The 23624-nt window shown below is 53.4% G+C and carries 19 protein-coding genes; 18 read left to right on the top strand and 1 reads right to left on the bottom strand.

Going from position 1 to position 23624, the window contains the following annotated elements:
* Positions 1-31: 31 nt before the first annotated feature.
* Genes NC856_RS03695 through NC856_RS03675 form a run of 5 tightly spaced genes read left to right on the top strand, consistent with a single transcriptional unit; the run spans position 32 to position 5073 of the window.
* Positions 32-1165: an ABC transporter substrate-binding protein gene (locus NC856_RS03695; RefSeq protein ID WP_264089086.1), complete on the top strand. Its 1134-nt coding sequence runs from the start codon at positions 32-34 to the stop codon at positions 1163-1165.
* Positions 1165-2280: an ABC transporter ATP-binding protein gene (locus NC856_RS03690; RefSeq protein WP_264089085.1), complete on the top strand. Its 1116-nt coding sequence runs from the start codon at positions 1165-1167 to the stop codon at positions 2278-2280. Before NC856_RS03695 ends, NC856_RS03690 begins: the two co-directional genes overlap by 1 nt.
* Positions 2277-3125: an ABC transporter permease gene (locus tag NC856_RS03685; protein ID WP_264089084.1), complete on the top strand. Its 849-nt coding sequence runs from the start codon at positions 2277-2279 to the stop codon at positions 3123-3125. Before NC856_RS03690 ends, NC856_RS03685 begins: the two co-directional genes overlap by 4 nt.
* On the top strand, positions 3122-3898 hold the full coding sequence (locus NC856_RS03680; protein WP_264089083.1) for an ABC transporter permease: 777 nt from the start codon (positions 3122-3124) through the stop codon (positions 3896-3898). Before NC856_RS03685 ends, NC856_RS03680 begins: the two co-directional genes overlap by 4 nt.
* A 29-nt stretch (positions 3899-3927) precedes the next feature.
* Positions 3928-5073 (top strand): M24 family metallopeptidase, encoded by a 1146-nt coding sequence (locus tag NC856_RS03675; RefSeq protein WP_264089082.1) that lies wholly within the window; start codon positions 3928-3930, stop codon positions 5071-5073.
* Positions 5074-5079: 6 nt separating this feature from the next.
* On the opposite strand, the gene NC856_RS03670 is transcribed toward NC856_RS03675, so the two are convergent.
* Positions 5080-5940, bottom strand: a complete 861-nt coding sequence (locus NC856_RS03670) for a MurR/RpiR family transcriptional regulator (protein WP_264089081.1) — start codon at positions 5938-5940, stop codon at positions 5080-5082.
* Positions 5941-6271: 331 nt separating this feature from the next.
* Here NC856_RS03670 and NC856_RS03665 point away from each other — a divergent pair, with 331 nt between their 5' ends.
* The 13 genes from NC856_RS03665 (at position 6272) to NC856_RS03605 (ending at position 23596) form a co-directional block, all read left to right on the top strand.
* Positions 6272-7783, top strand: a complete 1512-nt coding sequence (locus NC856_RS03665) for a CoA-acylating methylmalonate-semialdehyde dehydrogenase (RefSeq protein WP_264089080.1) — start codon at positions 6272-6274, stop codon at positions 7781-7783.
* Positions 7784-7833: 50 nt separating this feature from the next.
* Positions 7834-9765: a 3D-(3,5/4)-trihydroxycyclohexane-1,2-dione acylhydrolase (decyclizing) gene (gene iolD / locus NC856_RS03660; RefSeq protein WP_264089079.1), complete on the top strand. Its 1932-nt coding sequence runs from the start codon at positions 7834-7836 to the stop codon at positions 9763-9765.
* Positions 9766-10306: 541 nt separating this feature from the next.
* Positions 10307-11293 (top strand): inositol 2-dehydrogenase, encoded by a 987-nt coding sequence (gene iolG, locus NC856_RS03655; protein ID WP_264089078.1) that lies wholly within the window; start codon positions 10307-10309, stop codon positions 11291-11293.
* A gap of 70 nt (positions 11294-11363) precedes the next feature.
* On the top strand, positions 11364-12302 hold the full coding sequence (locus tag NC856_RS03650) for a substrate-binding domain-containing protein (protein WP_404802306.1): 939 nt from the start codon (positions 11364-11366) through the stop codon (positions 12300-12302).
* Positions 12303-12490: 188 nt separating this feature from the next.
* Entirely contained in the window at positions 12491-14038 is a 1548-nt protein-coding gene (locus NC856_RS03645; RefSeq protein ID WP_264089362.1) for a sugar ABC transporter ATP-binding protein, read from the top strand.
* A 12-nt stretch (positions 14039-14050) separates the two neighbouring features.
* Positions 14051-15082, top strand: a complete 1032-nt coding sequence (locus NC856_RS03640; RefSeq protein WP_264089076.1) for an ABC transporter permease — start codon at positions 14051-14053, stop codon at positions 15080-15082.
* A 15-nt stretch (positions 15083-15097) separates the two neighbouring features.
* Positions 15098-16231 carry a Gfo/Idh/MocA family protein gene (locus NC856_RS03635; protein ID WP_264089075.1) on the top strand — a complete coding sequence of 378 codons (1134 nt, stop codon included), beginning with the start codon at positions 15098-15100 and terminating at the stop codon, positions 16229-16231.
* An 80-nt stretch (positions 16232-16311) separates the two neighbouring features.
* Positions 16312-18216 (top strand): bifunctional 5-dehydro-2-deoxygluconokinase/5-dehydro-2-deoxyphosphogluconate aldolase, encoded by a 1905-nt coding sequence (locus tag NC856_RS03630; RefSeq protein WP_264089074.1) that lies wholly within the window; start codon positions 16312-16314, stop codon positions 18214-18216.
* A 37-nt stretch (positions 18217-18253) separates the two neighbouring features.
* Positions 18254-19144 carry a myo-inosose-2 dehydratase gene (gene iolE, locus NC856_RS03625; protein ID WP_264089073.1) on the top strand — a complete coding sequence of 297 codons (891 nt, stop codon included), beginning with the start codon at positions 18254-18256 and terminating at the stop codon, positions 19142-19144.
* A 109-nt stretch (positions 19145-19253) separates the two neighbouring features.
* Positions 19254-20084: a 5-deoxy-glucuronate isomerase gene (gene iolB, locus NC856_RS03620; protein WP_264089072.1), complete on the top strand. Its 831-nt coding sequence runs from the start codon at positions 19254-19256 to the stop codon at positions 20082-20084.
* A gap of 267 nt (positions 20085-20351) precedes the next feature.
* On the top strand, positions 20352-21227 hold the full coding sequence (locus NC856_RS03615; protein ID WP_264089071.1) for a MurR/RpiR family transcriptional regulator: 876 nt from the start codon (positions 20352-20354) through the stop codon (positions 21225-21227).
* A gap of 113 nt (positions 21228-21340) precedes the next feature.
* The gene (gene ddpX, locus NC856_RS03610; RefSeq protein ID WP_264089361.1) at positions 21341-21919 is read left to right on the top strand and encodes a D-alanyl-D-alanine dipeptidase; all 579 of its coding nucleotides are present in this window, start codon (positions 21341-21343) and stop codon (positions 21917-21919) included.
* 84 nt (positions 21920-22003) lie between these two features.
* Positions 22004-23596 (top strand): ABC transporter substrate-binding protein, encoded by a 1593-nt coding sequence (locus NC856_RS03605; RefSeq protein ID WP_264089070.1) that lies wholly within the window; start codon positions 22004-22006, stop codon positions 23594-23596.
* The last annotated feature ends 28 nt before the right edge of the window (positions 23597-23624 follow it).

Below are 23624 nucleotides of genomic sequence, written 5' to 3'. Positions count from 1 at the left end.
TTTCAGTTATATACATCAAAGGACAATGAGTATGAGTAATAAAAACGAAAGCCAACTTTCCAGTGCACAGCATTTAATAGAGGAGAATGTAAATACCTCCAGGCGTGATTTAATAAAGAAAAGTTCAATTCTTAGTGCTGGTATGGCGCTTGGCGCTTTCTCTATGCCTATTGCGTTTGCCAAAGGTGAGAAGGAAGTCATTGTGAGAGGATTGGGTGGCGCTTATCAGGATGCGATGGATGCTGCCGTACATAAGCCTTTTACTGCGGCGACCGGAATTAATGTTAGAGTCATACCATCAACGGGCTCACAGATATTGGCAATGTCAAAAACCGGTAAAGTGAGTATTGATGTTTTGGATCTAAGCGATATTACCCAATTTAATCTAGATCAAGCGGGGGTATTAGCGCCGATTGATTATTCAGCCATGAAGTTCAGCGATCCTAATGATATTATGCCGGAGTTGCGTCACCCCAACATGATTGGCAATCTTCTTTATGCCTCAGTGATGGTTTATAACACCGAGGTATTCAGTGAGAAATCACACCCTAAAAATTGGGCTGAGTTCTGGGATGTTAAGCAATTTCCTGGTTCGCGCACCTTAGCGGATATGCGCACAAGTTCGACAGAATTAGAGTTTGCTTTATTAGCTGATGGTGTGGACAAAGATCAGCTTTATCCGATTAATATCGAACGTGCTTTTTCCTCGCTCAGTAAAATCAAACCACATATTTCAAAATGGTGGGATACCGGAGCGCTCTCCGCTCAGCTATTGGAACGTAAAGATGCGGTGCTTGGCGCTGTGTGGAATGGACGCGTTCAGACTCTTATCGATCAAGGTGCGCCGTTGGCGATTGAATGGAATCAGGCGAAACAGCAAGTGCAGTATTGGAGTGTGGTTAAAGGCGCGCCGAACCCGGAGAATGCCCAGTTATTTATTGATTTTGCCCTGCAACCCAAAGTACAGGCGAAACTCACTCAACATATTGCCTATGGTCCGACCAATAAAAAAGCCTTCGATTTTGTGCGCCCTGAAGATTTGGTGAAGTTACCCTCTAACCCAGCTTATTATTCCAACACATTTGTGAGAGATGCACAGTGGTGGGCGGATAATATGGAACAAGTGAGTAAAGTCTGGCAACAGTGGTTTCTGGGCCGGGCTTAATGGGTATTGCCAATCTGTCATTCCGTTCCCGCAAGGTGGGAACGGAAATCCGGTTACAGGGTATTACCCGCCGTTTTGGTCAGACCGTTGCGGTTGATAATCTAAATCTGACGATTGCGCCGGGTGAATTTGTTACGTTGCTGGGCGCCAGTGGATCGGGCAAGACCACAACGTTAATGATGGTGGGCGGATTTACCGCTCCCAGCGCCGGACGAATTTTATTAGGCGGAAAAGATGTCACCGATATGCCGCCTGCTAAACGGGATCTGGGCGTGGTGTTTCAGAACTACTCACTTTTCCCTCATCTTTCGGTTGCCCGCAATCTGGCATTCCCGCTTGAAATGCGCGGAGAGTCGTCGGGGGCGATCCGAAAAAAAGTTGCCGATGCATTGGAGATAGTGCAGTTGGCCGATAAAGGTCATCGGTTGCCGCGTGAATTGTCCGGCGGTCAACAGCAGCGAATTGCGTTGGCGCGCGCGCTGATTTATGAACCTCAAGCCCTGTTGATGGATGAACCGCTGGGCGCGCTGGATAAAAAATTGCGTGAACATATGCAACTGGAAATCAAGCGTTTACATACCTCATCCGGCTCTACTGTATTGTTTGTCACCCACGATCAGGAAGAAGCGCTCACGCTTTCCGATCGCGTGGCGGTGATGCAAGATGGGCGGATGGCGCAGATTGACGCTCCCCAATTGTTATATGAACAACCGGCTAATCGCCGGGTTGCTGAATTTATCGGACAGTCTAATTTCATTGGCGGTCGCATTCTGTCGGTTCAGGCGAATGGCTATCAGGTGGTGCTGGATAGCGGCGAAGCGATAAGCGGCAGAGGCGTAGCGGGCCTTGCTGCTGGTCAGCGGGTGCTTGCGGTATTACGGCCTGAGAAAATTCGTCTGACGGCATTGGGTATACTACCGGTGAAAGCTATCGTCACCGATGTGCTCTATCTGGGGCATACGGTAAAAGTGACGCTGCGACTCAATGATGCAACGGAACTACTGGTTCAGGCTCAGAATATCCATCTGGAAAAAGCCCTGACGCCTGGAATGACGGTTTCTCTTGGCTGGCAACCGCAAGATTTATGGTTTATTGCCGGGGAACCCTCGTCGTGAGGTTATCGTTGTCGCGCAAAAACCGGACGCTCTGGTTGCTATTGGCGCCATCACTTCTGGCTTTGTCAGCGTTCTTTGTCTATCCATTGATAAAAATGCTGAGTTTTAGCGTCTACAGTCCAGAATTCACCTGGCAATATTATCTGAGGATTATTCATGAACCGATCTGGCTTAATGTGCTGTGGATTACGCTGCGCACTGCGTTATGGGTCACGCTCAGTACATTGCTGCTGGGGTATCCGCTTGCCTGGTTTTTGGCAAGATTAACGCCCCGGCGGGCTAATATCTTTCTGATTATTGTCATCATTCCTTATTTCACCAGCGTATTGGTGCGAACTTATGCTTGGATGGTGCTGCTTGGCACCGAAGGCATGATAAACCGCGCGCTGATCGCGCTTGGTCTGGTGAATGAGCCGTTAAAGCTGATGTATACCACGACCGGGGTGCTGATCGGTATGACGTACATTCTGTTGCCCTACATGGTGTTGGCGCTTTACAGCGTGATGCGCGGCATTGATCCTACGTTGCTCCGTGCGGCGGAAAGCCTTGGCGCTTCACGTCTCAGGGCTTTTTGGCGGGTGGTGATCCCGCTTTCGTTGCCGGGGGCCGCCGCAGGCGGATTACTGGTATTTATTATGGCGTTGGGGTTTTTCATTACGCCGGCGTTGATGGGCGGGCCGCAGCAGACCATGATCGCTATGGTGATTGAAAGCCAGATTGAAATCTATTTTGACTGGGGCTTTGGTTCGGCGCTGTCATCGTTATTATTGGTGTTTACGCTGTTGTTATTCTGGTTATACCAGCGACTTGTCGGACTGGAACGTTTATTTGAGGCGAAACGATGAATCGAAATAAGCCTGGCTTTTTATCGTTAATACTCTCAATGCTGGTGCTGTTATTTCTTGCCTTGCCCATTATCATTATTTTTCCTTTGGCGTTTAACGAGGCGAACTATCTGGCTTTTCCCCCAAGCGGATTTTCCCTGCGTTGGATGGAGAAAGTATTGAGCAATGCCGAATGGCTGGACTCTTTATGGTTGAGTTTTCGTATTGCGTTTATCTCGACCATATTGGCAATGTTTTTAAGCCTGTTGATGGCAATCGCATTGGTGCGTTTTCATTTCGCAGGGAAGCGCATTATTTATGCGCTAATATTGCTTCCATTGATTGTTCCCAATATTATTTCAGCGCTATCGTTATTCTTTTTCTTTTCCGCCATTGATGTGATTGACAACGTTGGCGCTATTATTATCGGGCATACCATTATCTCTCTCCCTATTGCGACGATCATTATCTCGTCAACCTTACAGGGGATCGACAGTCAGCTTGAATACGCCGCCATGAGTCTGGGGGCCGGCAACTTTACCGTGCTCAGACGCATTACCTTTCCGCTTGCAGCGCCGGGCATGATATCCGCCGCGATATTTTCTTTTCTCAGTTCTTTTGATGAATTGCTTATTGCCATGTTTATGGCGGGTAATAATGCACAGACGTTGTCGGTGAGAATATGGAATAACATTCAATTTGAATTAGAACCGACTATAGCCGCGGTGAGCGTATTGTTAATTATGATTACGATGGTCATGTTGCTAACAGCGAATCTCATGACCAAACGATAATTATGTTCCGGTAAATTAATGGGGATAAGATGAATAGTTGTAACGAAATAATATTTACGCCAGAAGAGTATCATCAACGGGTTGAAATTGTTCGTGCCTACATGCGACAGAAAAACATTGAGTTATTGATCGTCGATCAAGCTGAGTTTTTATATTATCTCACCGGATTTGGCATTTCAGAGAATCTGTATCGGGCATGTTTACTCACATTGCAGGATGCGCCGGTGATGATATTCCGCGCGATGGATGCGCATACCTTTCAGGAAAATAGTTGGGTTACTGATACGGTGACCTTCTCTGATTGGCAGGACCCGGTTGATATTCTTATTGATACGATTATGCATCGTGGCTGGGATCGGCTGAATGTCGGGATGGACTTTGATTCATACAACATGACGGTAAAACGTTTTAATCGTTTACAAAACCGTTTCCCAGAACAATCCTTTCGGGATTTCTCTGGTGTGCTGGAGCTATTGCGGGAATGTAAAACCGAACAGGAGATCAGATATCTTTCTGATGCCTCAAAAGCCTGTGATCTGGCGTTATCTTCTGCTGTATCTGAGGTTAGAGAGGGCAAAACGGGGCGTGACGTTGCAAGTGTCGTTCATCAGGTCTTTATGCGCAACGGGGTTGACTCCAACCGCTGCGGCATTATTACTCTGGGCGAGGGAAACAGTTTCTTGCATGGAAACTTATATAATCATCCATTAGTTTCAGGCGATATTTTACATACGGAGCTTGTGGCATTTAAACATGGGTATAGCGCCCGGTTGATGCGGCCTATCGTAATTGGCAAAGCTTCCCCGCAGCAGAAGGCACTGGCCGAACAGTTAATTACTATTCAGGATAAACAATTTGCGGCGATGAAACCCGGAGTAGTCGCCAAAGATATCGATAGCCTGGCTCGTGATGCTGTTATAACCTCTGGATTTCGGAAGGATTATGCCAGTATTACCGGTTATGCACTGGGCTATTACCCGCGCTTCTCACCAAGAACCAGCGATTTCAGCCGTGTCTTCCTACCGAACGCGGAATGGCGTCTGAAATCCGGTATGGTGTTCCATATGTATATTTATGCGCAAGGATTGGCATTCAGCGAAACGATCGCCATTACCGAGCAAGGACATCAGCGGTTGACGCAAGCGCCGCGCCAGTTGTTTATCGCAGACCGCTAAATCCGTTCAGGCGCGATGCTGTTTTTCTTCCCCGCTTTTTGTGCCGTTTCCCTGTTGATAGGCCAGCGAAACCATCAGCGATTGCACCAGACACAGCGTGGCCGATTGTGAACGAAAGGCGTCTACCTGCGCTTCTTTGACCACAAAGCAGACATCGCTGAGCGTTGCCAGCGGACTGATCTGACTATCAGTGATCACAATTTGCCGTGCACCGGCTTTCGCCGCGATCTCGCTGACCATCAGGGTTTCCTCGGAGTAGGGCGAAAAGCTGATGGAAACCACAATATCCTTTTCACCCACGCGGTTGAGTTGCTCGCGGAACATGCCGCCCAGCCCGTTGACCAGCACCGGGTTGCTTTCCAGATGACTGAGAGCATAAGTCAGGTAGGTGGCGACGCTGAATGAACGACGCAGGCCCACGACATAAATCGTGTCCGCCCTGGCCAGCAAATCGACGGCCTTTTGCAGATCGCCCTGTGGCGTCCGGGCGGCCAATTGCTGCATCGCCTGTGAGTTCGACCGGGCGAACTCATGCAGGATATCGAGCGGGGTTTCCGGTATTGCGTCGGACTCCATCGCCCGAAACAACCGCGCCCGATCGGTATAGCTGGCGGTTTCTTCCACCAGATTCATACGGAATAGCTGTTTCATCTCGTTGAACCCACTGAATTCAAACGCATTGGCAAAGCGGATCAGGGTTGAGGGCGGCACGTCGGCCCGTTCAGCGATCACGGCCACGGTATCAAACGCAATACTGTTGGTGTTATCAAGCACATAGTGAGCGACCTGCTGTAGCCGTTTGCTCAGCGTATCGTAACGATCGCGGATTTGTTCCTGCAACTCTCTCAGGCTGGTCGCCATTGCCATAATTTGTACTCTCCCAAAAGAATTTATCTCAGCCCGTTATTTTTCAATATCAGGTGGGTTGGCAGTGCCTGATAGCTGGTTATCTCAACTGTTTTTTTCATTCTGGGGGCTGGAAACAGAACATATGGTTCAGTGCGGCTCGACAGATGAAGTGGTGATAATCGCCGGATTGTCGCATCCCTAAGCGCTGAACTCAGTTTACATAAAAATTCGTAGCAGATCACAATAATCAACATTTATTTTATTTTTTTATAAAATGAAACGTTCATTTCATATACTGTAATCCGTTATCAGCCCTTTGTCCTCCTTTAGAACCCACAGAGGTGTAAACATGGAAACCGTATCTAACTTTATTCAGGGTGCTGTCGTCGCCAGCCGCAGTCAACGCTATGCAGCGGTTTATAACCCGGCGACGGGCGAGCAGATTCGTCAGGTTGTCATGTGTCGCGCCGACGAGGTGGAACAGGCTATTGGGGCGGCGGCGGCCGCTTTCCCCGCCTGGTCGAAATATTCCCCGTTACGGCGCGCGCGTATTCTGTTTCGTTTCAAAGCGCTGCTGGAAGAAAGGATGGATACGCTGGCCCGGCTGATCTCGCAGGAGCACGGCAAGGTCTATTCCGATGCGGTAGGGGAATTGACGCGTGGACTGGAGGTGGTGGAGTTTGCCTGCGGCATCCCGCATCTGCAAAAAGGCGAGCATTCGGCCAACGTGGGAACGGGCGTAGACAGCTACTCGCTGATGCAGCCGCTTGGCGTATGCGTGGGGATCACGCCGTTCAATTTCCCGGCGATGGTGCCGATGTGGATGTTCCCGATTGCGCTGGCGACCGGGAATACGTTTGTGCTCAAACCGTCGGAAAAAGATCCGTCGCTGTCCGTGATGCTGGCGGAACTGTTGCAGGAAGCGGGGTTGCCGGATGGCGTATTCAATGTGGTGCAAGGCGACAAAGAGGCGGTTGATGTGCTGCTGAGCGATCCGCGGGTTCAAGCGGTGAGTTTTGTCGGCTCAACGCCGGTAGCGGAGTACATCTATCAAACGGCGTCGGCGCATGGTAAACGCTGTCAGGCGCTGGGCGGCGCTAAAAACCACTGTATCCTGATGCCGGATGCGGACATGAGGATGGCGACCAGCGCTATCATGGGCGCCGCGTTTGGGGCGGCGGGCGAACGTTGTATGGCGTTGTCCGTCGTGGTTGCGGTAGGCGATGAAACGGCGGAGACGCTGTGTCAGCGTTTGGAGCAGCAGATCCGCGCCATGCGTGTCGGCCCCGGCCTGGTCGAAGGGCAGGAGAATGAAATGGGGCCGGTTATCTCGGCTCAGCATAAGAGCAAGATTGCCGACTATATCCAAAGTGGAGTAGATCAGGGCGCCACATTGCGCATTGATGGCCGCAAGCTGTCGGTAAACGGCCATCCGCAGGGTTATTTTATCGGCCCGACATTATTTGACGGCGTGACGCCGGAAATGAAAATTTACCGTGAAGAGATTTTTGGACCGGTGCTGGCAGTGATGCGCGTGCCGGATTATCAGACGGCGGTAACGCTGATCAACAATCACGAGTACGGCAACGGTACGGCGATTTTCACCCGCGATGGTGAAACGGCGCGGCAGTTCTGTGAAGAAGTACAGGCCGGGATGGTGGGGGTCAACGTACCGATCCCCGTGCCGATGGCATTCCACAGCTTTGGCGGTTGGAAACGCTCTATTTTCGGGCCGCTGAATGTTCATGGTAATGACGGCGTGCGTTTCTATACCCGAATGAAAACCGTCACCAGTCGCTGGCCAGCCAGCGTGCGTCTTGAACAACACAACAGCAGCTTCGTGATGCCGACAATGGAGTGATTGATCGTTTCGGGCATCTTCAAAAAAGCGCTCATACGAAGGAGCACACAATGGATACGCTACGAATGACCATGGCGCAAGCGCTGGTCAGGTTTCTTAACCAGCAGTACGTCAGTGTGGATGGTGAGGAAACCCCGTTTGTGCATGGGGTGATGACGATTTTCGGGCATGGCAATGTACTTGGCATCGGTCAGGCGCTGGAACAGGAGGCCGGTCATCTTAGGGTACATCAGGGATGTAATGAGCAAGGGATGGCTCACATCGCCATCGGTTTCGCCAAGCAACATCTGCGCCGGAAAATATATGCCGTGACTTCATCAGTCGGGCCGGGGGCTGCGAATATGGTGACGGCTGCCGCGACCGCCACCGCCAATCGTATTCCGCTGCTGCTGCTACCCGGCGATCTGTTTGCCTGCCGGCAACCGGATCCGGTATTGCAGCAGGTTGAGCAGTATCACGATGTTTCTATCAGCACCAACGACTGTTTTAAACCCGTCTCCCGTTATTGGGATCGCATCAACCGACCGGAACAATTGATGAGTGCGCTGATCAATGCCATGCGGGTATTGACCGATCCGGCGGATACCGGCGCGGTGACGCTGTGTCTACCGCAGGATGTCCAGGCGGAGGTCTGGGATTATCCCGCCGCGTTCTTCCGTAAACGCGTGCATCACATTGAACGCCGTCCTCCTGATGTCGCCCGACTGGAAGAGGCTGTTGCGCTGATCCGGCGCAAGCAGCGGCCGATGTTGATTTGCGGAGGCGGCGTGCGTTATGCCGGCGCGCATACGTCGTTACGGCAATTTGCGGAGCAGTTCGCGATTCCTTTCGCTGAAACGCAGGCAGGCAAAGGGGCGGTGGTATCGTCACATCCGCTTAATTGCGGCGGTATTGGGGTAACCGGCGGGCTGGCCGCTAACCGACTGGCGCGGGACGCGGATCTGGTGATTGGCGTCGGCACACGGTTAACCGATTTCACCACCGGTTCGAAATCCCTGTTTCAGCACCCGGATGTTGAGTTTCTGCTGTTGAACGTCGCCGAGTTTGATGCGCTGAAACTGGATGCGCTGCCGCTGATTGCCGATGCGCGCGTCGGGCTGGACGCGTTGTCCCTGCGTCTGACTGCTGCGAACTATCGCAGTCGCTGGCAGGATGAGATCGCGCAGGCGCGATCGGTGTGGCAAACCGAACTACAACGGTTGTTTACCTTGCAAGATTCGGGCGAACTGGTTCCAGAAGTGGCAGATGGGCTGGCGGATAAGCTCGATGAGTACCGCCGGATGTTGGATACTCACCTGACGCAAACGCGCGTATTGGGGCTACTGAACGAAAAGCTGGAAGACGATGCCATTATCGTCGGCGCAGCGGGGTCGTTGCCAGGGGATTTACAGCGTCTCTGGCAGGTTCGCACGCCGGATAGTTATCATCTGGAGTACGGCTACTCCTGCATGGGGTATGAAATCGCCGCCGCGGTCGGGGCGCGTCTGGCCGCGCCGGAACAGCCGGTTTATGCGATGGTGGGGGACGGCTCGTATCTGATGTTGCACACGGAACTGCAAACCGCCGTGCAGGAAGGAATAAAAATCACCGTTTTACTGTTTGATAATGCGGGATTTGGCTGTATCAACAACTTGCAAATGAGTCAGGGAATGGGGAGTTTCTGTACCGAGAATCGCCACCGTTGCCCGGACACCGGACAACTGCGCGGGCCGCTGATACCCGTTGATTTTGCCAGCAATGCCGAGAGTTACGGCTGTAAAGCATGGCGGGTGCATGATGAGGCGTCATTGTTAGAAGCGTTGACGATGTCCCGGCGGCATCCCGGCCCGGTCTTGCTGGATATTAAAGTTCTGCCTAAGACCATGACTCACGGTTATGAATCATGGTGGCGCACCGGTACGGCGCAGGTGGCGGATAACCCTGAGATAGAAGCCGCAGCGCGCCAGGTCAGAGATAAATTGTCAGATGCCCGGCAGTATTGATCCCTGTTTGCCGGGGAGCATGGTTTTCTAAGGAGCATGGTCTACAGGAGCGTAGTCTACGGGAGTATAGTCTGCCTTCCCGCTCGCCACTGGCGGGATGACAAGTAAAAATGGAACGTATGTTTCATTTTTGCTTGTCGATAGCAATTTCCATGATTTATCCACTTCTCCTATGATTCCTTCATTTTTTGCCCTTTTTGTTTCTGTATTTCATCTAATGTGTGATTTTGATTACAAAAACTATTGAATCTGTCACGGAAATGTTAACTGACACGCAAAAACATAACTTTCAAATTAACTAAAACTGAAATAAATGTTTTATTTTGACTGTCAGGCATTTTGCTAAAGAACAAGGTAGGGAAACGTGTAGTCAAGCCTGTTGTCAATCGTGGTTCCGTTTTCCATCTTACGGTATTTGTACCCCATCGATTTTAAATTGCAGCCGGTCGGCACACTGGCAATCGACGATGTGAAATCAGCAACTTGAAAGATAGCGGGTACAACAAATTGCATGAGTAACTCAGCTATCAAGGGAGCCTTTATGTTTAACATCGCTTTATTGGGCGCGGGTCGTATTGGTCAGGTCCATGCCGTGAACATCACTGAACACAAAGAAACCAATCTTTATGCCGTGGTTGATCCCAATCCAGCCAATGCCCAGGCCTTATCCGAGCGCTATCACGCCCAGGTGCGCACCATCAATGAAGTGATGGGCGATCCCGCTGTTCACGCTGTGCTGATAGCATCCGCAACGGATACCCACGCCGATCTGATTGAACTGGCGGCGAAAAACGGCAAAGCCATTTTTTGTGAGAAACCCGTACATCTGGATATCGCCCGCGTGCGGGATTGTCTGACAGTGGTGGAGCAACAGCAGGTGCCGTTATTTGTCGGCTTTAACCGCCGCTACGATCCGCAGTTCCGGCGGGTGAAAACCCTGTCTGAAGCGGGAAATATCGGCAAAGCGGAATCTCTGCTGATTGTTTCCCGCGATCCGTCGCCGCCGCCGGCTGAATATGTTCGTGTTTCCGGCGGCATGTTCCGCGACATGACCATTCATGATTTCGATATGGCCCGATTCATCATGGGGGAAGAGCCGGTTTCGGTATTCGCTCAGGGCAGTAATCTGGTCGATCCGGCGATCGGACAGGCGGGGGATATTGATACCGCCTTTGTGGTGCTGAAATTTGCGTCCGGCGCGATGGCGACCATCGTCAATAGCCGTCGTTCCGGCTATGGCTATGACCAGCGTCTGGAACTGCACGGCGCCAGAGGCGTACTGAGCGCCGGCAATATTCGTGAAAACGTGGTGGAGCAGTGGACGGACGACGGCTGTCTGGCGGCGAAACCTGAGCATTTCTTCCTGCAACGCTATCAATCGGCTTATGTCGCTGAATGGAACCATTTTGTCGAGGTTCTCAATGGCCGTGTTCAGCCGGAATGCACCGGGCTGGACGGCGAACGCGCGCTTTATCTGGCGGATAAAGCGTTGGAATCGTTGGTTCAGGGCAAAGCGATCACGCTGTAATCCGACCGGCGATTCATACCCTACACCTACCATTAATGCAGAGAAAAGACGCATGAAAAAGATAATCAACATGACCGCTATCTCCCTCGCGTTTGGTCTTTCCGGTTTTGCTCAGGCGCAGAATGAGCCGATCGTATTCAGTACGCCCAACCTAGCCTTGCCGTTCGAAGTTCACATGCAGCGCACTGCCGTGAAAACCGCCAAAGAACTGGGCGTGAATTTACAAGTGCTTGATAGTCAGGGCAGTTCGCCGAAACAGGCTGCCGATCTGGAAAACGCGATCACAAGTGGCGCGAAAGGCTTTGTGGTGTCGCCGAATGATGTGAATGCGGTATCCAGCGCCGTCACCGAAATTCAGGAAGCCAATTTGCCGGTAGTCACACTGGATCGCTCCGTGAAAACGGAAAAAGTCGTGCCACATTTTGGCGCCAATAACTACAAAGGCGGTCAGGCAATTGCAGATTATGTCAAAACCCAATTCCCGGACGGTGCCGAAATCATTCTGCTGACCGGGCAACCTGGCTCTTCTTCCAATATCGAACGTACTCAGGGAATTCGTGACAGCCTGAAGGAAGGCGGCGCCAAATACCGCATTGTCGCCGATCAAACCGGTAACTGGATGCGTTCCGAAGGCATGCGCATTGTGGAAAGCGTTCTGCCATCGTTGCCGAAGCGTCCGCAGGTGATTCTTTCCGCCAATGACGACATGGCATTGGGCGCGATTGAAGCGTTGCAGGGGCAGGGACTGAAACCCGGCGACATAATGGTAACCGGCTTTGATGCCGTGCCGGAAGCGCTGGCTCGTGTACGGGAAGGCTGGTTGACGGTGACCGCCGATCAGCGTCCAGGCTACGCCGTGACAACCGCATTGACGCAATTGACCAATAATATCCGCAACCAGACGCCCATCACCGGCGCCGACTATCCACCGAACATGATTACCAAAGATAACCTGAATGACGCTGAGCGCATTAGCGAAGCGGGCAACACAAACAAAGCAGGTAAATAGCTTACCGGCCCCTTTCCGTTATTCCCGCTCAGGCGGAGCGCTGATGCGCCGAGCGCCGATCCTTGCCTGCGCGGGAATGATCAACTAGCGGCGGAAATGAGGGAGCGGGCAGGAAAAACCGAGCGGGCCGGAACGATTGATCAGGAAAGCCTGTATTGGAAGAAAGCCTGTAATTGAGGAGAGTAAGCATCATGCAACCCTTACTGAAAATTACCGACCTGACCAAAAGCTTTTCCGGCGTCTGGGCCTTGAGCAAAGCCCAATTGGTTGTTATGCCGGGGGAAATTCATGCTCTGTTGGGAGAAAATGGCGCTGGTAAATCAACATTGCTGAAAGCGCTGGCCGGCGCGCAGCCGCAGACCAGCGGCGATATATGGTTCGGCGGGAAAGTGCTGTCGGTGCAGGATTCTCCCGTCGAACGGCAAAAGCAAGGCATTGTCACCATTTATCAGGAATTTAATCTGCTGCCGAATATGACGGTGGCCGAGAATATGTTTCTGGGGCGCGAACCCTGTCGCGGCAAGCTGTTTGTGGAAACGTCCTTAGTCAATCAGGAAGCCAAAGCGGTATTGGATTATCTGCAACTGAACATCGCGCCGACCACACAAGTCGCGCGTCTGAGCGTTGCGCAGCAACAGATGGTGGAAATCGCCAGAGCATTAACCCTTAACGCCCGTCTGATCGTGATGGATGAACCGTCTGCCGCGCTCAGCGACAGCGAAGTAGAAAGTCTGCATCGCGTGGTACGCGAGTTGAAGGGCCGAGGCGTCAGCGTAATCTACGTGACGCACCGTTTGCATGAGGTCTTCCAACTGTGTGATCGCTTCACCGTCTTTCAGGATGGTCGCTATAGCGGTTCAGGGGAGGTGGCGCAGACTAACGTCAAAGAGATTATCCGCCTGATGGTGGGGCGTGATGTGGTATTCAACCGTCGTCCCGCCAGTGAAACGCATCATCTGGATAAACCGGTGCGGCTGGCGGTCAACGGGCTCAGCCGGGAAAAACCGCCGTTGGATACGCACGGTATTGCGCTGAACGATATCAGTTTTCAGGTTCATACAGGGGAAGTGCTGGGGATCGCCGGGCTGGTGGGCGCAGGACGAACCGAAATTGCTCGTTGTCTGTTCGGGGCCGACAAATTCACCACTGGTGAGTTTTTGCTGGACGGTCAGCCCTATCACCCCACTAATCCCATGCATGCGTTGTCGCAGGGCATCGCGCTGGTTCCTGAGGATCGTAAGAAAGAGGGCGCGGTGCTGGGATTACCCATCCGCGACAACATCACGTTGTCCAGCTTGTCTTCATTGCTGCGCTGGCGCTGGTTCGTGAATACCCGCAAGGAAGATCAACTGATTGAATCCTACCGTCAGGCGCTGCGCATCAAAATGGTGGATAGCCAGCAAGAGGTGCGCAAACTGTCCGGCGGCAACCAGCAAAAAGTGATTCTGGCTCGTTGTATGGCCCTCAATCCGAAAGTCTTGATCGTTGATGAGCCGACGCGCGGGATTGACGTCGGCACCAAATCCGAAGTGCATCAGGTGTTGTTCGATATGGCCAGGCAAGGCGTGGCCGTGATTGTTATTTCTTCCGACTTGCCGGAAATCCTGGCGATTTCCGATCGCATTATCACGCTCAGCGAAGGGCGTCTTAGTGGAGAGATTCATGGCGATGACGCCACCGAAGAGAAACTGATGACCATGATGGCCATCTGTCACGATGCACAACAGGCAGCATAACGGAGGTGACGCATGTCGCAGCAGCCGCTTTCTAAGATCAGCGTACCGTCCAGCAATCCTGGACGTTTCGATCCCATTGCGTTTTTTGAGCGTTTTGGTGTGTTTATTTTTATGATTTTATTGCTGATTTTCTTTCAGTCTCAGAACAGCAATTTTCTGACCGAACGTAATATCACCAACATTCTCACCGAGGTTTCCATCTACGGCATTATGGCGGTGGGGATGACCTTCGTCATTCTGACGGCAGGCATCGACCTGTCTGTGGGTTCCATTTTGGCGGTTTGCGCGATAACAGCCGCCTCAATCATCAAAGGCGATAACTTCACCACCGTCGATCCCGATGCCTGGTACGGCATGAGTTGGCTGGTTGGACTGGGCGTTTGTCTGGCGGTGGGGACGCTGATTGGTTTTTTACATGGGTTGGGCGTTACCCGCCTGCGCCTGCCGCCGTTCATCGTCACCCTGGGCGGGATGACCATCTGGCGCGGCTTGACGCTGGTCATAAACGATGGCGCGCCAATCGCCGGATTTGATGCTGGATACCGCTGGTGGGGACGTGGCGAAATATTGGGCATCTCCGTACCCATCTGGATTTTTGCGCTGGTGGCGCTGGCGGGTTATCTGGCGCTGCATAAAACCCGCTGGGGGCGTTTCGTCTACGCCATCGGCGGCAATACGGAAGCCGCACGTTTGGCGGGAGTCAATGTGCAACGGGTGCTGGTGAGCGTATATGTGGTGATCGGTTGTCTGGCTGGGCTAGCGGGCTTTATTCTCAGCGCCCGTTTGGGCAGCGCGGAAGCGGTCGCCGGCATTACATTTGAACTGCGCGTCATCGCGTCAGTGGTGATCGGCGGCACTTCGTTGATGGGCGGGTATGGTCGTATCAGCGGCACGATTATCGGTTCGATCATCATGGGGATTCTGATTAACGGTCTGGTGCTGATGAATGTTTCGGCCTACTACCAGCAGATTATCACCGGTCTGATTATTGTTCTGGCGGTGGCGTTTGATACCTACGCCAAGAGTCGTCGCGGCGCCATCTGACAGACAGAGACTGATATGAAAACGGTTCGTATTGGGATGATTGGTTCAGGCTATATCGGACGGGCGCATGCCATTGCTTATTCACAGGCGCCGACGGTGTTTCCCCTGAATGGAGCGCTGGTCAAGGCCATGCTCGCCGACGTGTCGCCGGAGCGGGCGGACGAACGTGCGCGGGAGTTGGGTTTTCTGCGTTCTACCGGCGACTGGCGTGAGTTGGTATCTGATCCCGAGATTGATGTGGTGGACATCTGCGCGCCTAACTTCCTGCATAAGGCGATGGCGATGGCGGCGATCCGCCACGGTAAACACGTCTACGCCGAAAAACCGCTGGCGCTGAATGCGGCGGATGCCAGGGAAATGGTGGACGCGGCGCGACTGGCCGGGGTGAAAACGCTGGTGGGGTTCAATTACATGAAGAACCCGACCGCGAGTCTGGCGAAAGAGATCATCGCCAACGGCGAGATCGGCGACGTTGTGCATTTCTACGGCGCCCATAACGAGGATTATCTGTGCGAACCGTTCAAACCTGCTGATTGGCACTGTTGCAAGGAAACCGCCGGTCTGGGCGCGCTGGGGGATCTGGGAGCGCATATCGTCAACATGGCGCAGTATCTGGTGGGCGACATCGATAGCGTATGTGGCGATTTGCAAACCGTGATCACACAGCGGCCTTCCCACGCGGGGTCGACGCGATGGGTGCAGGTGGAAAATGAAGATCAGGCGCACGCCCTGGTGCGCTTTGCCAACGGCGCGCGCGGCGTCATTGAAACCTCGCGCATTGCCTGCGGACGCAAAATGGGGCTGACCTATGTGGTCACCGGCAGCAAAGGCGCGCTGAGTTTCACTCAGGAGCGGATGGCGGAATTGAAACTGTTTCTCCAGGATGATCCCGCGCATCGCCAGGGATTCCGTACCCTGCTGATCGGCCCGTTGCACCCGGATTATGCGGCGTTTTGTAGCGGCGCTGGACATGGTATCGGGTTTAACGATCAAAAGACGGTGGAAGTCCGTGATCTGATTGACGGTATTGCCGCCGATCTACCGCTGTGGCCGGATTTTGAAGAGGGGTGGAAAGTCTCACGCATTCTGGACGCCATTGTTCTGTCACACCAGATGTCACGTTGGGTGACGGTAGACGAAATTGGCTGATGGGATCAATGTCCACCATCGTTTGATGGGCCTGTCAGCAATCTAATTTAATTTCTTTTTTATTTACAGGGTGTTGACGTATGAGTAAGGAAAAGACATTTGATGTGATCTGCATGGGACGGGTGGCTGTCGATCTCTACGGGCAGCAGATTGGTTCGCGTCTGGAAGATATGGGCAGCTTCGCCAAATATCTTGGCGGATCGTCTGGTAACGTGGCTTACGGCACCGCCCGGCAAGGTTTGCGTTCTTCGATGCTGGCGCGGGTCGGCGATGAACATATGGGCCGGTTTCTGCGTGAGGAGCTAAATCAGGTGGGGTGCGATACCAGTCATCTGATTACCGACAAAGAGCGGCTAACGGCGCTAGTGCTGCTGGGCATTAAAGATCGTGAAACCTTCCCGCTGATTTTCTATCGCGATAACTGCGCTGATATGGCCATTGCGCCAGAGGATTTTACGGAAGACTACATCGCTTCTTCCCGCTGTCTGGCGATCACCGGCACGCATCTGTCGCATCCCTACACGCGTAAAGCGGTATTGACCGCGCTGGGCTATGCGCGGCGCAACGGCGTCAAGACGGTGCTGGACATCGACTATCGTCCGGTATTGTGGGGGCTGACCTCGCTGGGGGATGGCGAAACGCGCTTTATCGCCGCCGAACAGGTGACCGAGCAATTGCAGCAGGTGCTGACGTTGTTTGATGTCATTGTCGGCACCGAAGAGGAGTTTCATATCGCGGGCGGCAGTACCGATACGTTACAGGCACTGCGCGCGGTACGGGCGCACACACAGGCGGAACTGGTTTGTAAGCGCGGCGCGCTGGGCTGTTCGGTGTTTACCGACATTATCCCGGATCATCTGGATAAAGGCATCACCATCAAGGGCGTGCGGGTGGACGTCCTGAATGTGCTGGGCGCAGGCGATGCCTTTATGTCCGGTCTGCTGCGCGGTTATCTCAGCGGCGAAGGCTGGGAGAAAGCCTGTGTTTACGCCAATGCGTGCGGAGCGCTGGTGGTGTCTCGCCATGGTTGCGCGCCCGCCATGCCAAGCCGGATTGAACTGGATAACTATCTGGCGCGAGCGTCCGAGGTTCCACGTCCCGACCTGGATAGCGAACTGAACCATCTGCATCGCGTCACGACGCGCCGTAAACAGTGGCATGAACTGTGTGTGATGGCCTTTGACCATCGCAGCCAGCTTGAAGATATGGCGCTGAACTGCGGCGCGCCGATGAGTCGCCTCCCGGCGCTTAAAAAATTGATCCTTCAGGCCAGTTACGAAACCTCTCGGCAAGCCGGGCTGGAAGGCAAATCCGGGCTGCTGTGCGACGGCACGTTCGGGCAGGATGCGCTGAACGACATTACTGGCCAGGGTTGGTGGATTGGACGACCGATTGAACTGCCGGGATCGCGTCCGCTGGCGATGGAATGCGGCAATATCGGTTCACAGTTGATCAACTGGCCGCTGGAGCACGTAGTGAAATGTCTGGTGTTTTTCCACCCGGAAGACAATCACGCGCTGCGGCGCGAGCAGGAAATGCAAGTGATGGAGGTGTATCAGGCCTGCTGTAAATCCGGTCACGAACTGTTGCTGGAAGTCATTCTGCCGACCGGGATGCCGCACAGCGACGAACTCTATCTGCGGGCGATCCAGCGGTTCTACAACCTTGGCATCCGCCCTGATTGGTGGAAGTTGCCGCCGCTGTCGGCCAGCGGATGGGCGCAATTGACGCCGATTCTGGCGCAGCGCGATCCATACTGCCGCGGCGTGGTGATTTTGGGGCTGGACGCCCCGCTGGAAAGTTTGCGTCAGGGGTTCAACGCCGCCGTCGGCTTCCCGATTGTGAAAGGCTTTGCCGTCGGACGCACGCTGTTTGCCCAACCCGCGCAACAGTGGCTGAAAGGCGCGATCGACGATAAACAACTGATTGAACAAATTAAACATAACTACCTGCAACTGATTGCCTTATGGCGTCAGCGCGGGTAGCTGGACATCCTCACCAGTATGATTAAGGGAAATGACTATGGCCGTTCAACTTGGTATTAATCCACTCACCTGGACGAATGACGATCTACCCTCGCTGGGGGCGGAAACTCCCCTGGAAACCTGCCTGAACGAAGGCTGTCAGGCAGGCTTTACCGGATTTGAACTGGGGAATAAATTTCCCCGAAAACCTGACGTGCTGGGGCCGATTTTGCAGGCGCATCACCTCAAGCTGGTTTCCGGCTGGTATTCCGGCGAGTTGCTGACTCGCTCGGTGGAAGAAGAGATCGCGGCAGTGCAGGATCACTTGACGTTATTGCGTGAACTGGGCGCGACGGTGATGGTATTTGCGGAAGTCACCGGCGCCATTCATGGCGACCAGCAACAGCCGGTTCATCTGCGTCCCCGTTTTCCCGCCGAACGTTGGCGCGAATACGGGGAGAAATTGACCGAGTTTGCGCGTTACACCCAGAGTCAGGGCGTGCAAATCGCCTATCATCATCACATGGGAACCGTTATCGAAAGCGCGCAAGATGTGGATAATCTGATGGAGCATACCGGGCCGGAAGTCGGCTTGCTGCTGGATACCGGTCACCTGACCTTTGCCGGCGCCGATCCGGTGGCGGTCGCTGAACGTTGGATTAAACGCATCAATCATGTGCACTGCAAAGATATTCGCGCGGATGTGCTGAAGGATGTCAAAAATCGCAAAACCAGCTTCCTGGATGCGGTGCTCAGCGGCGTATTCACTGTACCCGGCGACGGTTGCGTCGATTATCCCGCAGTGTTCAATATTCTGAAACAACATCATTATCAAGGTTGGCTGGTGGTGGAAGCGGAGCAGGATCCTTCTGTAGCGCACCCGCTGACGTATGCCACGTTGGGCTACAATAATCTGCAACGCTTCGCTCAGCAGGCCGGGTTGATTTGATCACAAGATTTTCCGCCTGATATCGGCTTCATCCCGGTATCAGGCTGCTCTGCAAGGTATGAGCCCGTCGATCTTCACCTTGCAGGCGTCATCAGTTAAGGAGCCCACGATGTCTCAACTATTATCCCGTCATCACGCCCCGGATAAACAGGGTTGTATCCAACGAATTACGCCGCAACGCGCAGGTTGGCAATACGTTGGGTTTGAAGTGTTTCAATTGGCGGCGGAGCAAACGCTGTTACTGCCTGCAACAGACAATGAACGTTGTCTGGTGCTGCTGGGGGGAAAGGCGACGGTCGTCACGCCGGGCGAATGTTTTGAAAATATTGGTGACCGCATGAACCCGTTTGAACGCCGAAAACCATACGCGGTCTACGTCACCGCAGGAGAAAGCATCACGGTAACCGCGCACACGGCGCTGGAATTGGCGGTCTGTTGCGCGCCGGGTCGTGGAACCTATCCAACCCGCCTGATTGCACCGACGGACATTGATGCCGAGCAACGCGGGTACGGCAACAACCGGCGCTATGTACACAATATCCTGCCGGAAAATAATGCGGCGGACAGTCTGCTGGTGGTCGAGGTGTATACCGATGAAGGCTGCACCAGTTCCTATCCCAGCCACAAGCACGATCAGGATAATCCGCCGCATGAAACCTATCTGGAGGAAACGTACTACCACCGGCTTAATCCACCACAGGGATTTTGCATGCAGCGCGTCTATACCGACGATCGTTCACTGGATGAAAGCATGGCGGTCTATGACCGGGATGTGGTGATGGTGCCTAAAGGCTATCATCCGGTGGCGACCATCGCGGGCTATGACAGCTATTATCTGAACGTGATGGCCGGTCCCGTCCGGGAGTGGCGCTTTAGCTGGGAAGGCGCGCATCAATGGATTAACAGCGCCGAGTACGCGCAAAAGCATCCCGCCGCCTGAAAGGTTAAGATAAAAACGGTTTCCCCAGGGGCGTTATCGTGATGTTGTGGATTGTTAACTTCTGGGGCAACTGCCTTGTTATTGTGCAGTCTTGCTCGCTTTTCCCTTCTTATCCTCCGATCTTACCCGATGTAATGACACCCATCTTTCCATAACATTCTGTTTACTAAATGAATTAATTCTAAAAAGATAATTGGCACGCTTCATGCTTTGTTAGCTAAATAACAATCTGGTTGATTTTGATAGCAAAACAACAAGGGATGAGGCATGGCTGATAATCACGATGTAATTGCACAGATTGAAGCATCGTTTGCCGGACAAACGCCAACCGGCAAACGTATTGCCGGATATCTGCTGGCTAATCTGGCGCAGGTTCCATTTGAAACCGCAGACAGTATTGGCCGCAGCGCCGCTACCAGCGGCATTTCGGTTGGCCGCTATCTGCGCAGTCTTGGATACCGCAATCTGGATGATTTTAAACGCACATTGCGCCAGCAGAACGGCGGCGGGTTTTATCAGCCGTGGCTGGTGACGGACCGGCTGGGCGTGTATCAGCAGCGCCGACAACAACCGCAGCAGGAGAAATTACAACAGGCGCTGGCGCTGGAACTGGATGCGATCAATCACGTCTACCAACTGACCCAGGGAGAGATGTTTACCCGCATCAGTGGCCGGCTGGCCGACGCCGATGCGGTATTCATTCTGGGCATTCAATCCACCCGTGGCATCGCCAATGCTTTTTACAGCCATCTTGAATACCTGCGTCCCAAGGTTTATTTCGCCGATGGGTTATCGGGAACCTATGTTGAATCGCTGAATTCGGAATTCGCCAACCCGTATCTGGTGGTGACGGATACGCGCGCTTACTCGGTGGTGGCGCAGAAATATTGTCACGCCGCCTGTGAGCGCGGTCTGTCGCTGGCATTGATTACCGACGTCTATTGTCCGTGGGCGCGGGACTATCCGGTGGATCTGCTTCAGGTGAAAACCGATACCGGTCAGTTCTGGGATTCGCTGGCGCCGCTCAGTTGCCTGTTCAACCTGTTGACTTCGGCGGTATTGGAATTGCGCGGCAGCGAGGCCGAACAGCGGCTGGCGGAAAATCGAACGCTGCAAAAACAGTTCGGCCAATTTGAATCGTAACCGCGGCGCCAGCCAAAAACGACAAGGGGGCAATCTTGCTAACCCAAATAAGACGTAACCCGAATAAAACTGATGTGATGAATAAGGAATGCACGGTGACGCAAAACAGTCTGATGAAGAAAAGTGACAAGGTGGAACTGGTGGATGTCGCGGCGTTGTTGCCGGAGGTGGTTATCGATCTGAAATACGCCACCGACGATAACCTGACCGGACAACCGATTTACCGTGAATACCGCTGCCTGTTACACCCGGATGCTGCGCAAGCGCTGGTGCGCTGTGCCAACGTTGCGAGACTGGCCGGTTTCAATCTGAAGATTTTTGACGCTTATCGCCCGCAACAGGCGCAAGTCTGTTTGTGGACGGCGTTTCCCAATCCTGAATACGTGATGGACATTCGTCTTGGCTCGCATCACAGCCGTGGCGTCGCTATTGATCTCACGTTGTTGGATGAACATGGCAATGCTCTCGACATGGGCGCGGCGTTTGATGAAATGAATGAACGCTCGCATCCCTTCTATCCCGATTTACCGGCGTCGATACAGCGTAATCGCCTGTTATTGAACGCAGTGATGCAGGCGGGCGGGTATTGCGGCATTGCCAGCGAGTGGTGGCATTTTGAATTACCCAGCGCCAGGGAATATCCGTTGTTAACCGATCGTTTCGGTTGCTATCCGCCGATCAACGTCGGTTGATGACCAACGAGTCACAAACCTTGCGCAAACCATGACACAAAAAACGACGTTATCCGAATTTTTATTGATACCAGGAGATTACCCATGAGCACTATTAGCGCCAAAGTCCCTGTCTCGCTTCACCGCCTGTTTGCCTCTGGTCTGGTGGCGGGCGTCGTATTATTTGCCGTGGCAGGCGCCACATTTCAGGCCCAGGCCGCCGTGCCGAAGGATATGCTGGTGATCGGCAAAGCAGCCGATCCACAGACGCTGGATCCGGCGGTGACCATTGATAATAACGACTGGACGGTCACTTATCCGGCTTATCAGCGTTTGGTGCAGTACAAAACGGCAGGCGGAAAAGGTTCGACCGATGTTGAAGGCGAACTGGCGGAAAGCTGGACGACATCCGATGACCAACTGGTATGGACGTTCAAACTGAAACCGGGCGCAAAGTTTGATGATGGCTCGGACGTCAATGCCGACGCGGTGAAGTGGTCGTTCGATCGCCTGATGCAGATTGGACAAGGGCCATCGGAAGCATTTCCCAAAGATATGCAGGTAACGGTTATCGATCCGATGACTGTGCGTTTTACGCTAAAAACCCTGTTCGCGCCATTCCTTTATACGCTGGCGAATGACGGCGCAGGCATTGTCAACCCGGCTATCGCCGACGCGCATCCTGACGATCAGGGCAAAAGCTGGCTGGCCGCCAACACCGCCGGATCGGGGCCGTATAAGCTGGAGCGCTGGCAGAAAGGGCAGCAACTGGTGCTGGTGCCGAACCCGCACTACAACGGCCCGAAGCCTGCATTTAAGCGCGTGACGGTGAAAATCATTGGTGAAAGTTCCAGCCGTCGTCTGCAACTGTCCCGTGGCGATATCGATATCGCCGACTCATTGCCGATGGATCAACTGGCGGCGCTGAAAAAAGGCGGCGTGGTCGCGGTGGAAGATTACCCGGCGCTGCGCGTGACCTATCTGTATCTCAATAATGGTAAAGCACCGTTGAATAATGTCGATTTCCGGCGCGCCATCTCCTGGGCAACCGATTATCAGGGCATGGTGAAAGGCATTCTGGGCGGAAACGGCAAACAGATGCGCGGCCCGATCCCGGAAGGCATGTGGGGTTATGATGCGACGGCGATGCAATATGGTCTGGATCTGGAAAAAGCGAAAGCGGCGCTGGCGAAGGTGACGGATCGCGGTCAGACGCTGAGCTTTCTCTATTCGGATAATGATCCGAACTGGGAGCCGGTCGCGCTTTCCATGCAGGCGAGTCTGGCCTCCGTGGGGATCAACGTGAAGCTGGAAAAACTGGCTAACGCCACCATGCGCGATCGTATCGGCAAGGGGGATTACGATATCGCCATTGGCAACTGGAGCCCCGATTTCGCCGATCCCTATATGTATATGAACTACTGGTTTGAATCCAACAAGAAAGGGCTGCCGGGCAACCGTTCTTTCTATGACAACCCGGCTGTCGACGCGCTGCTGCAAAAAGCCATCGCGGTTTCCGATCAAAAGCAACGTACCGATTACTACCAACAGGCGCAAAAGGTAGTGATCGACGAAGCGGCTTACGTCTATCTGTTCCAGAAAAACTATCAGGTGGCGATGAACAAAGCGGTTCAGGGATTTGTGTTTAACCCGATGCTGGAGCAGGTGTTCAACGTAGGACAGATGAGCAAGCAATAACCGGTAAAGACGCTGGCGGCGTCTGCGA

Source organism: Brenneria izbisi (assembly GCF_025840185.1).
Classification (GTDB): Bacteria; Pseudomonadota; Gammaproteobacteria; order Enterobacterales; family Enterobacteriaceae; genus Brenneria; species Brenneria izbisi.
The sequence above is the reverse complement of the archived record's forward strand: the minus strand, read 5'-3'. Positions and strand labels throughout refer to the sequence as shown.

Excerpts from the sequence above, each read along its gene's own strand:
- NC856_RS03695 (WP_264089086.1), top strand. The coding sequence starts at position 32 with ATGAGTAATAAAAACGAAAGCCAACTTTCCAGTGCACAGCATTTAATA.
- NC856_RS03690 (WP_264089085.1), top strand. The coding sequence starts at position 1,165 with ATGGGTATTGCCAATCTGTCATTCCGTTCCCGCAAGGTGGGAACGGAA.
- NC856_RS03680 (WP_264089083.1), top strand. The coding sequence starts at position 3,122 with ATGAATCGAAATAAGCCTGGCTTTTTATCGTTAATACTCTCAATGCTG.
- NC856_RS03675 (WP_264089082.1), top strand. The coding sequence starts at position 3,928 with ATGAATAGTTGTAACGAAATAATATTTACGCCAGAAGAGTATCATCAA.
- NC856_RS03670 (WP_264089081.1), bottom strand. The coding sequence starts at position 5,940 with ATGGCAATGGCGACCAGCCTGAGAGAGTTGCAGGAACAAATCCGCGAT.
- NC856_RS03665 (WP_264089080.1), top strand. The coding sequence starts at position 6,272 with ATGGAAACCGTATCTAACTTTATTCAGGGTGCTGTCGTCGCCAGCCGC.
- iolD (WP_264089079.1), top strand. The coding sequence starts at position 7,834 with ATGGATACGCTACGAATGACCATGGCGCAAGCGCTGGTCAGGTTTCTT.
- iolG (WP_264089078.1), top strand. The coding sequence starts at position 10,307 with ATGTTTAACATCGCTTTATTGGGCGCGGGTCGTATTGGTCAGGTCCAT.
- NC856_RS03650 (WP_404802306.1), top strand. The coding sequence starts at position 11,364 with ATGACCGCTATCTCCCTCGCGTTTGGTCTTTCCGGTTTTGCTCAGGCG.
- NC856_RS03640 (WP_264089076.1), top strand. The coding sequence starts at position 14,051 with ATGTCGCAGCAGCCGCTTTCTAAGATCAGCGTACCGTCCAGCAATCCT.
- NC856_RS03635 (WP_264089075.1), top strand. The coding sequence starts at position 15,098 with ATGAAAACGGTTCGTATTGGGATGATTGGTTCAGGCTATATCGGACGG.
- NC856_RS03630 (WP_264089074.1), top strand. The coding sequence starts at position 16,312 with ATGAGTAAGGAAAAGACATTTGATGTGATCTGCATGGGACGGGTGGCT.
- iolE (WP_264089073.1), top strand. The coding sequence starts at position 18,254 with ATGGCCGTTCAACTTGGTATTAATCCACTCACCTGGACGAATGACGAT.
- iolB (WP_264089072.1), top strand. The coding sequence starts at position 19,254 with ATGTCTCAACTATTATCCCGTCATCACGCCCCGGATAAACAGGGTTGT.
- NC856_RS03615 (WP_264089071.1), top strand. The coding sequence starts at position 20,352 with ATGGCTGATAATCACGATGTAATTGCACAGATTGAAGCATCGTTTGCC.
- ddpX (WP_264089361.1), top strand. The coding sequence starts at position 21,341 with ATGAAGAAAAGTGACAAGGTGGAACTGGTGGATGTCGCGGCGTTGTTG.
- NC856_RS03605 (WP_264089070.1), top strand. The coding sequence starts at position 22,004 with ATGAGCACTATTAGCGCCAAAGTCCCTGTCTCGCTTCACCGCCTGTTT.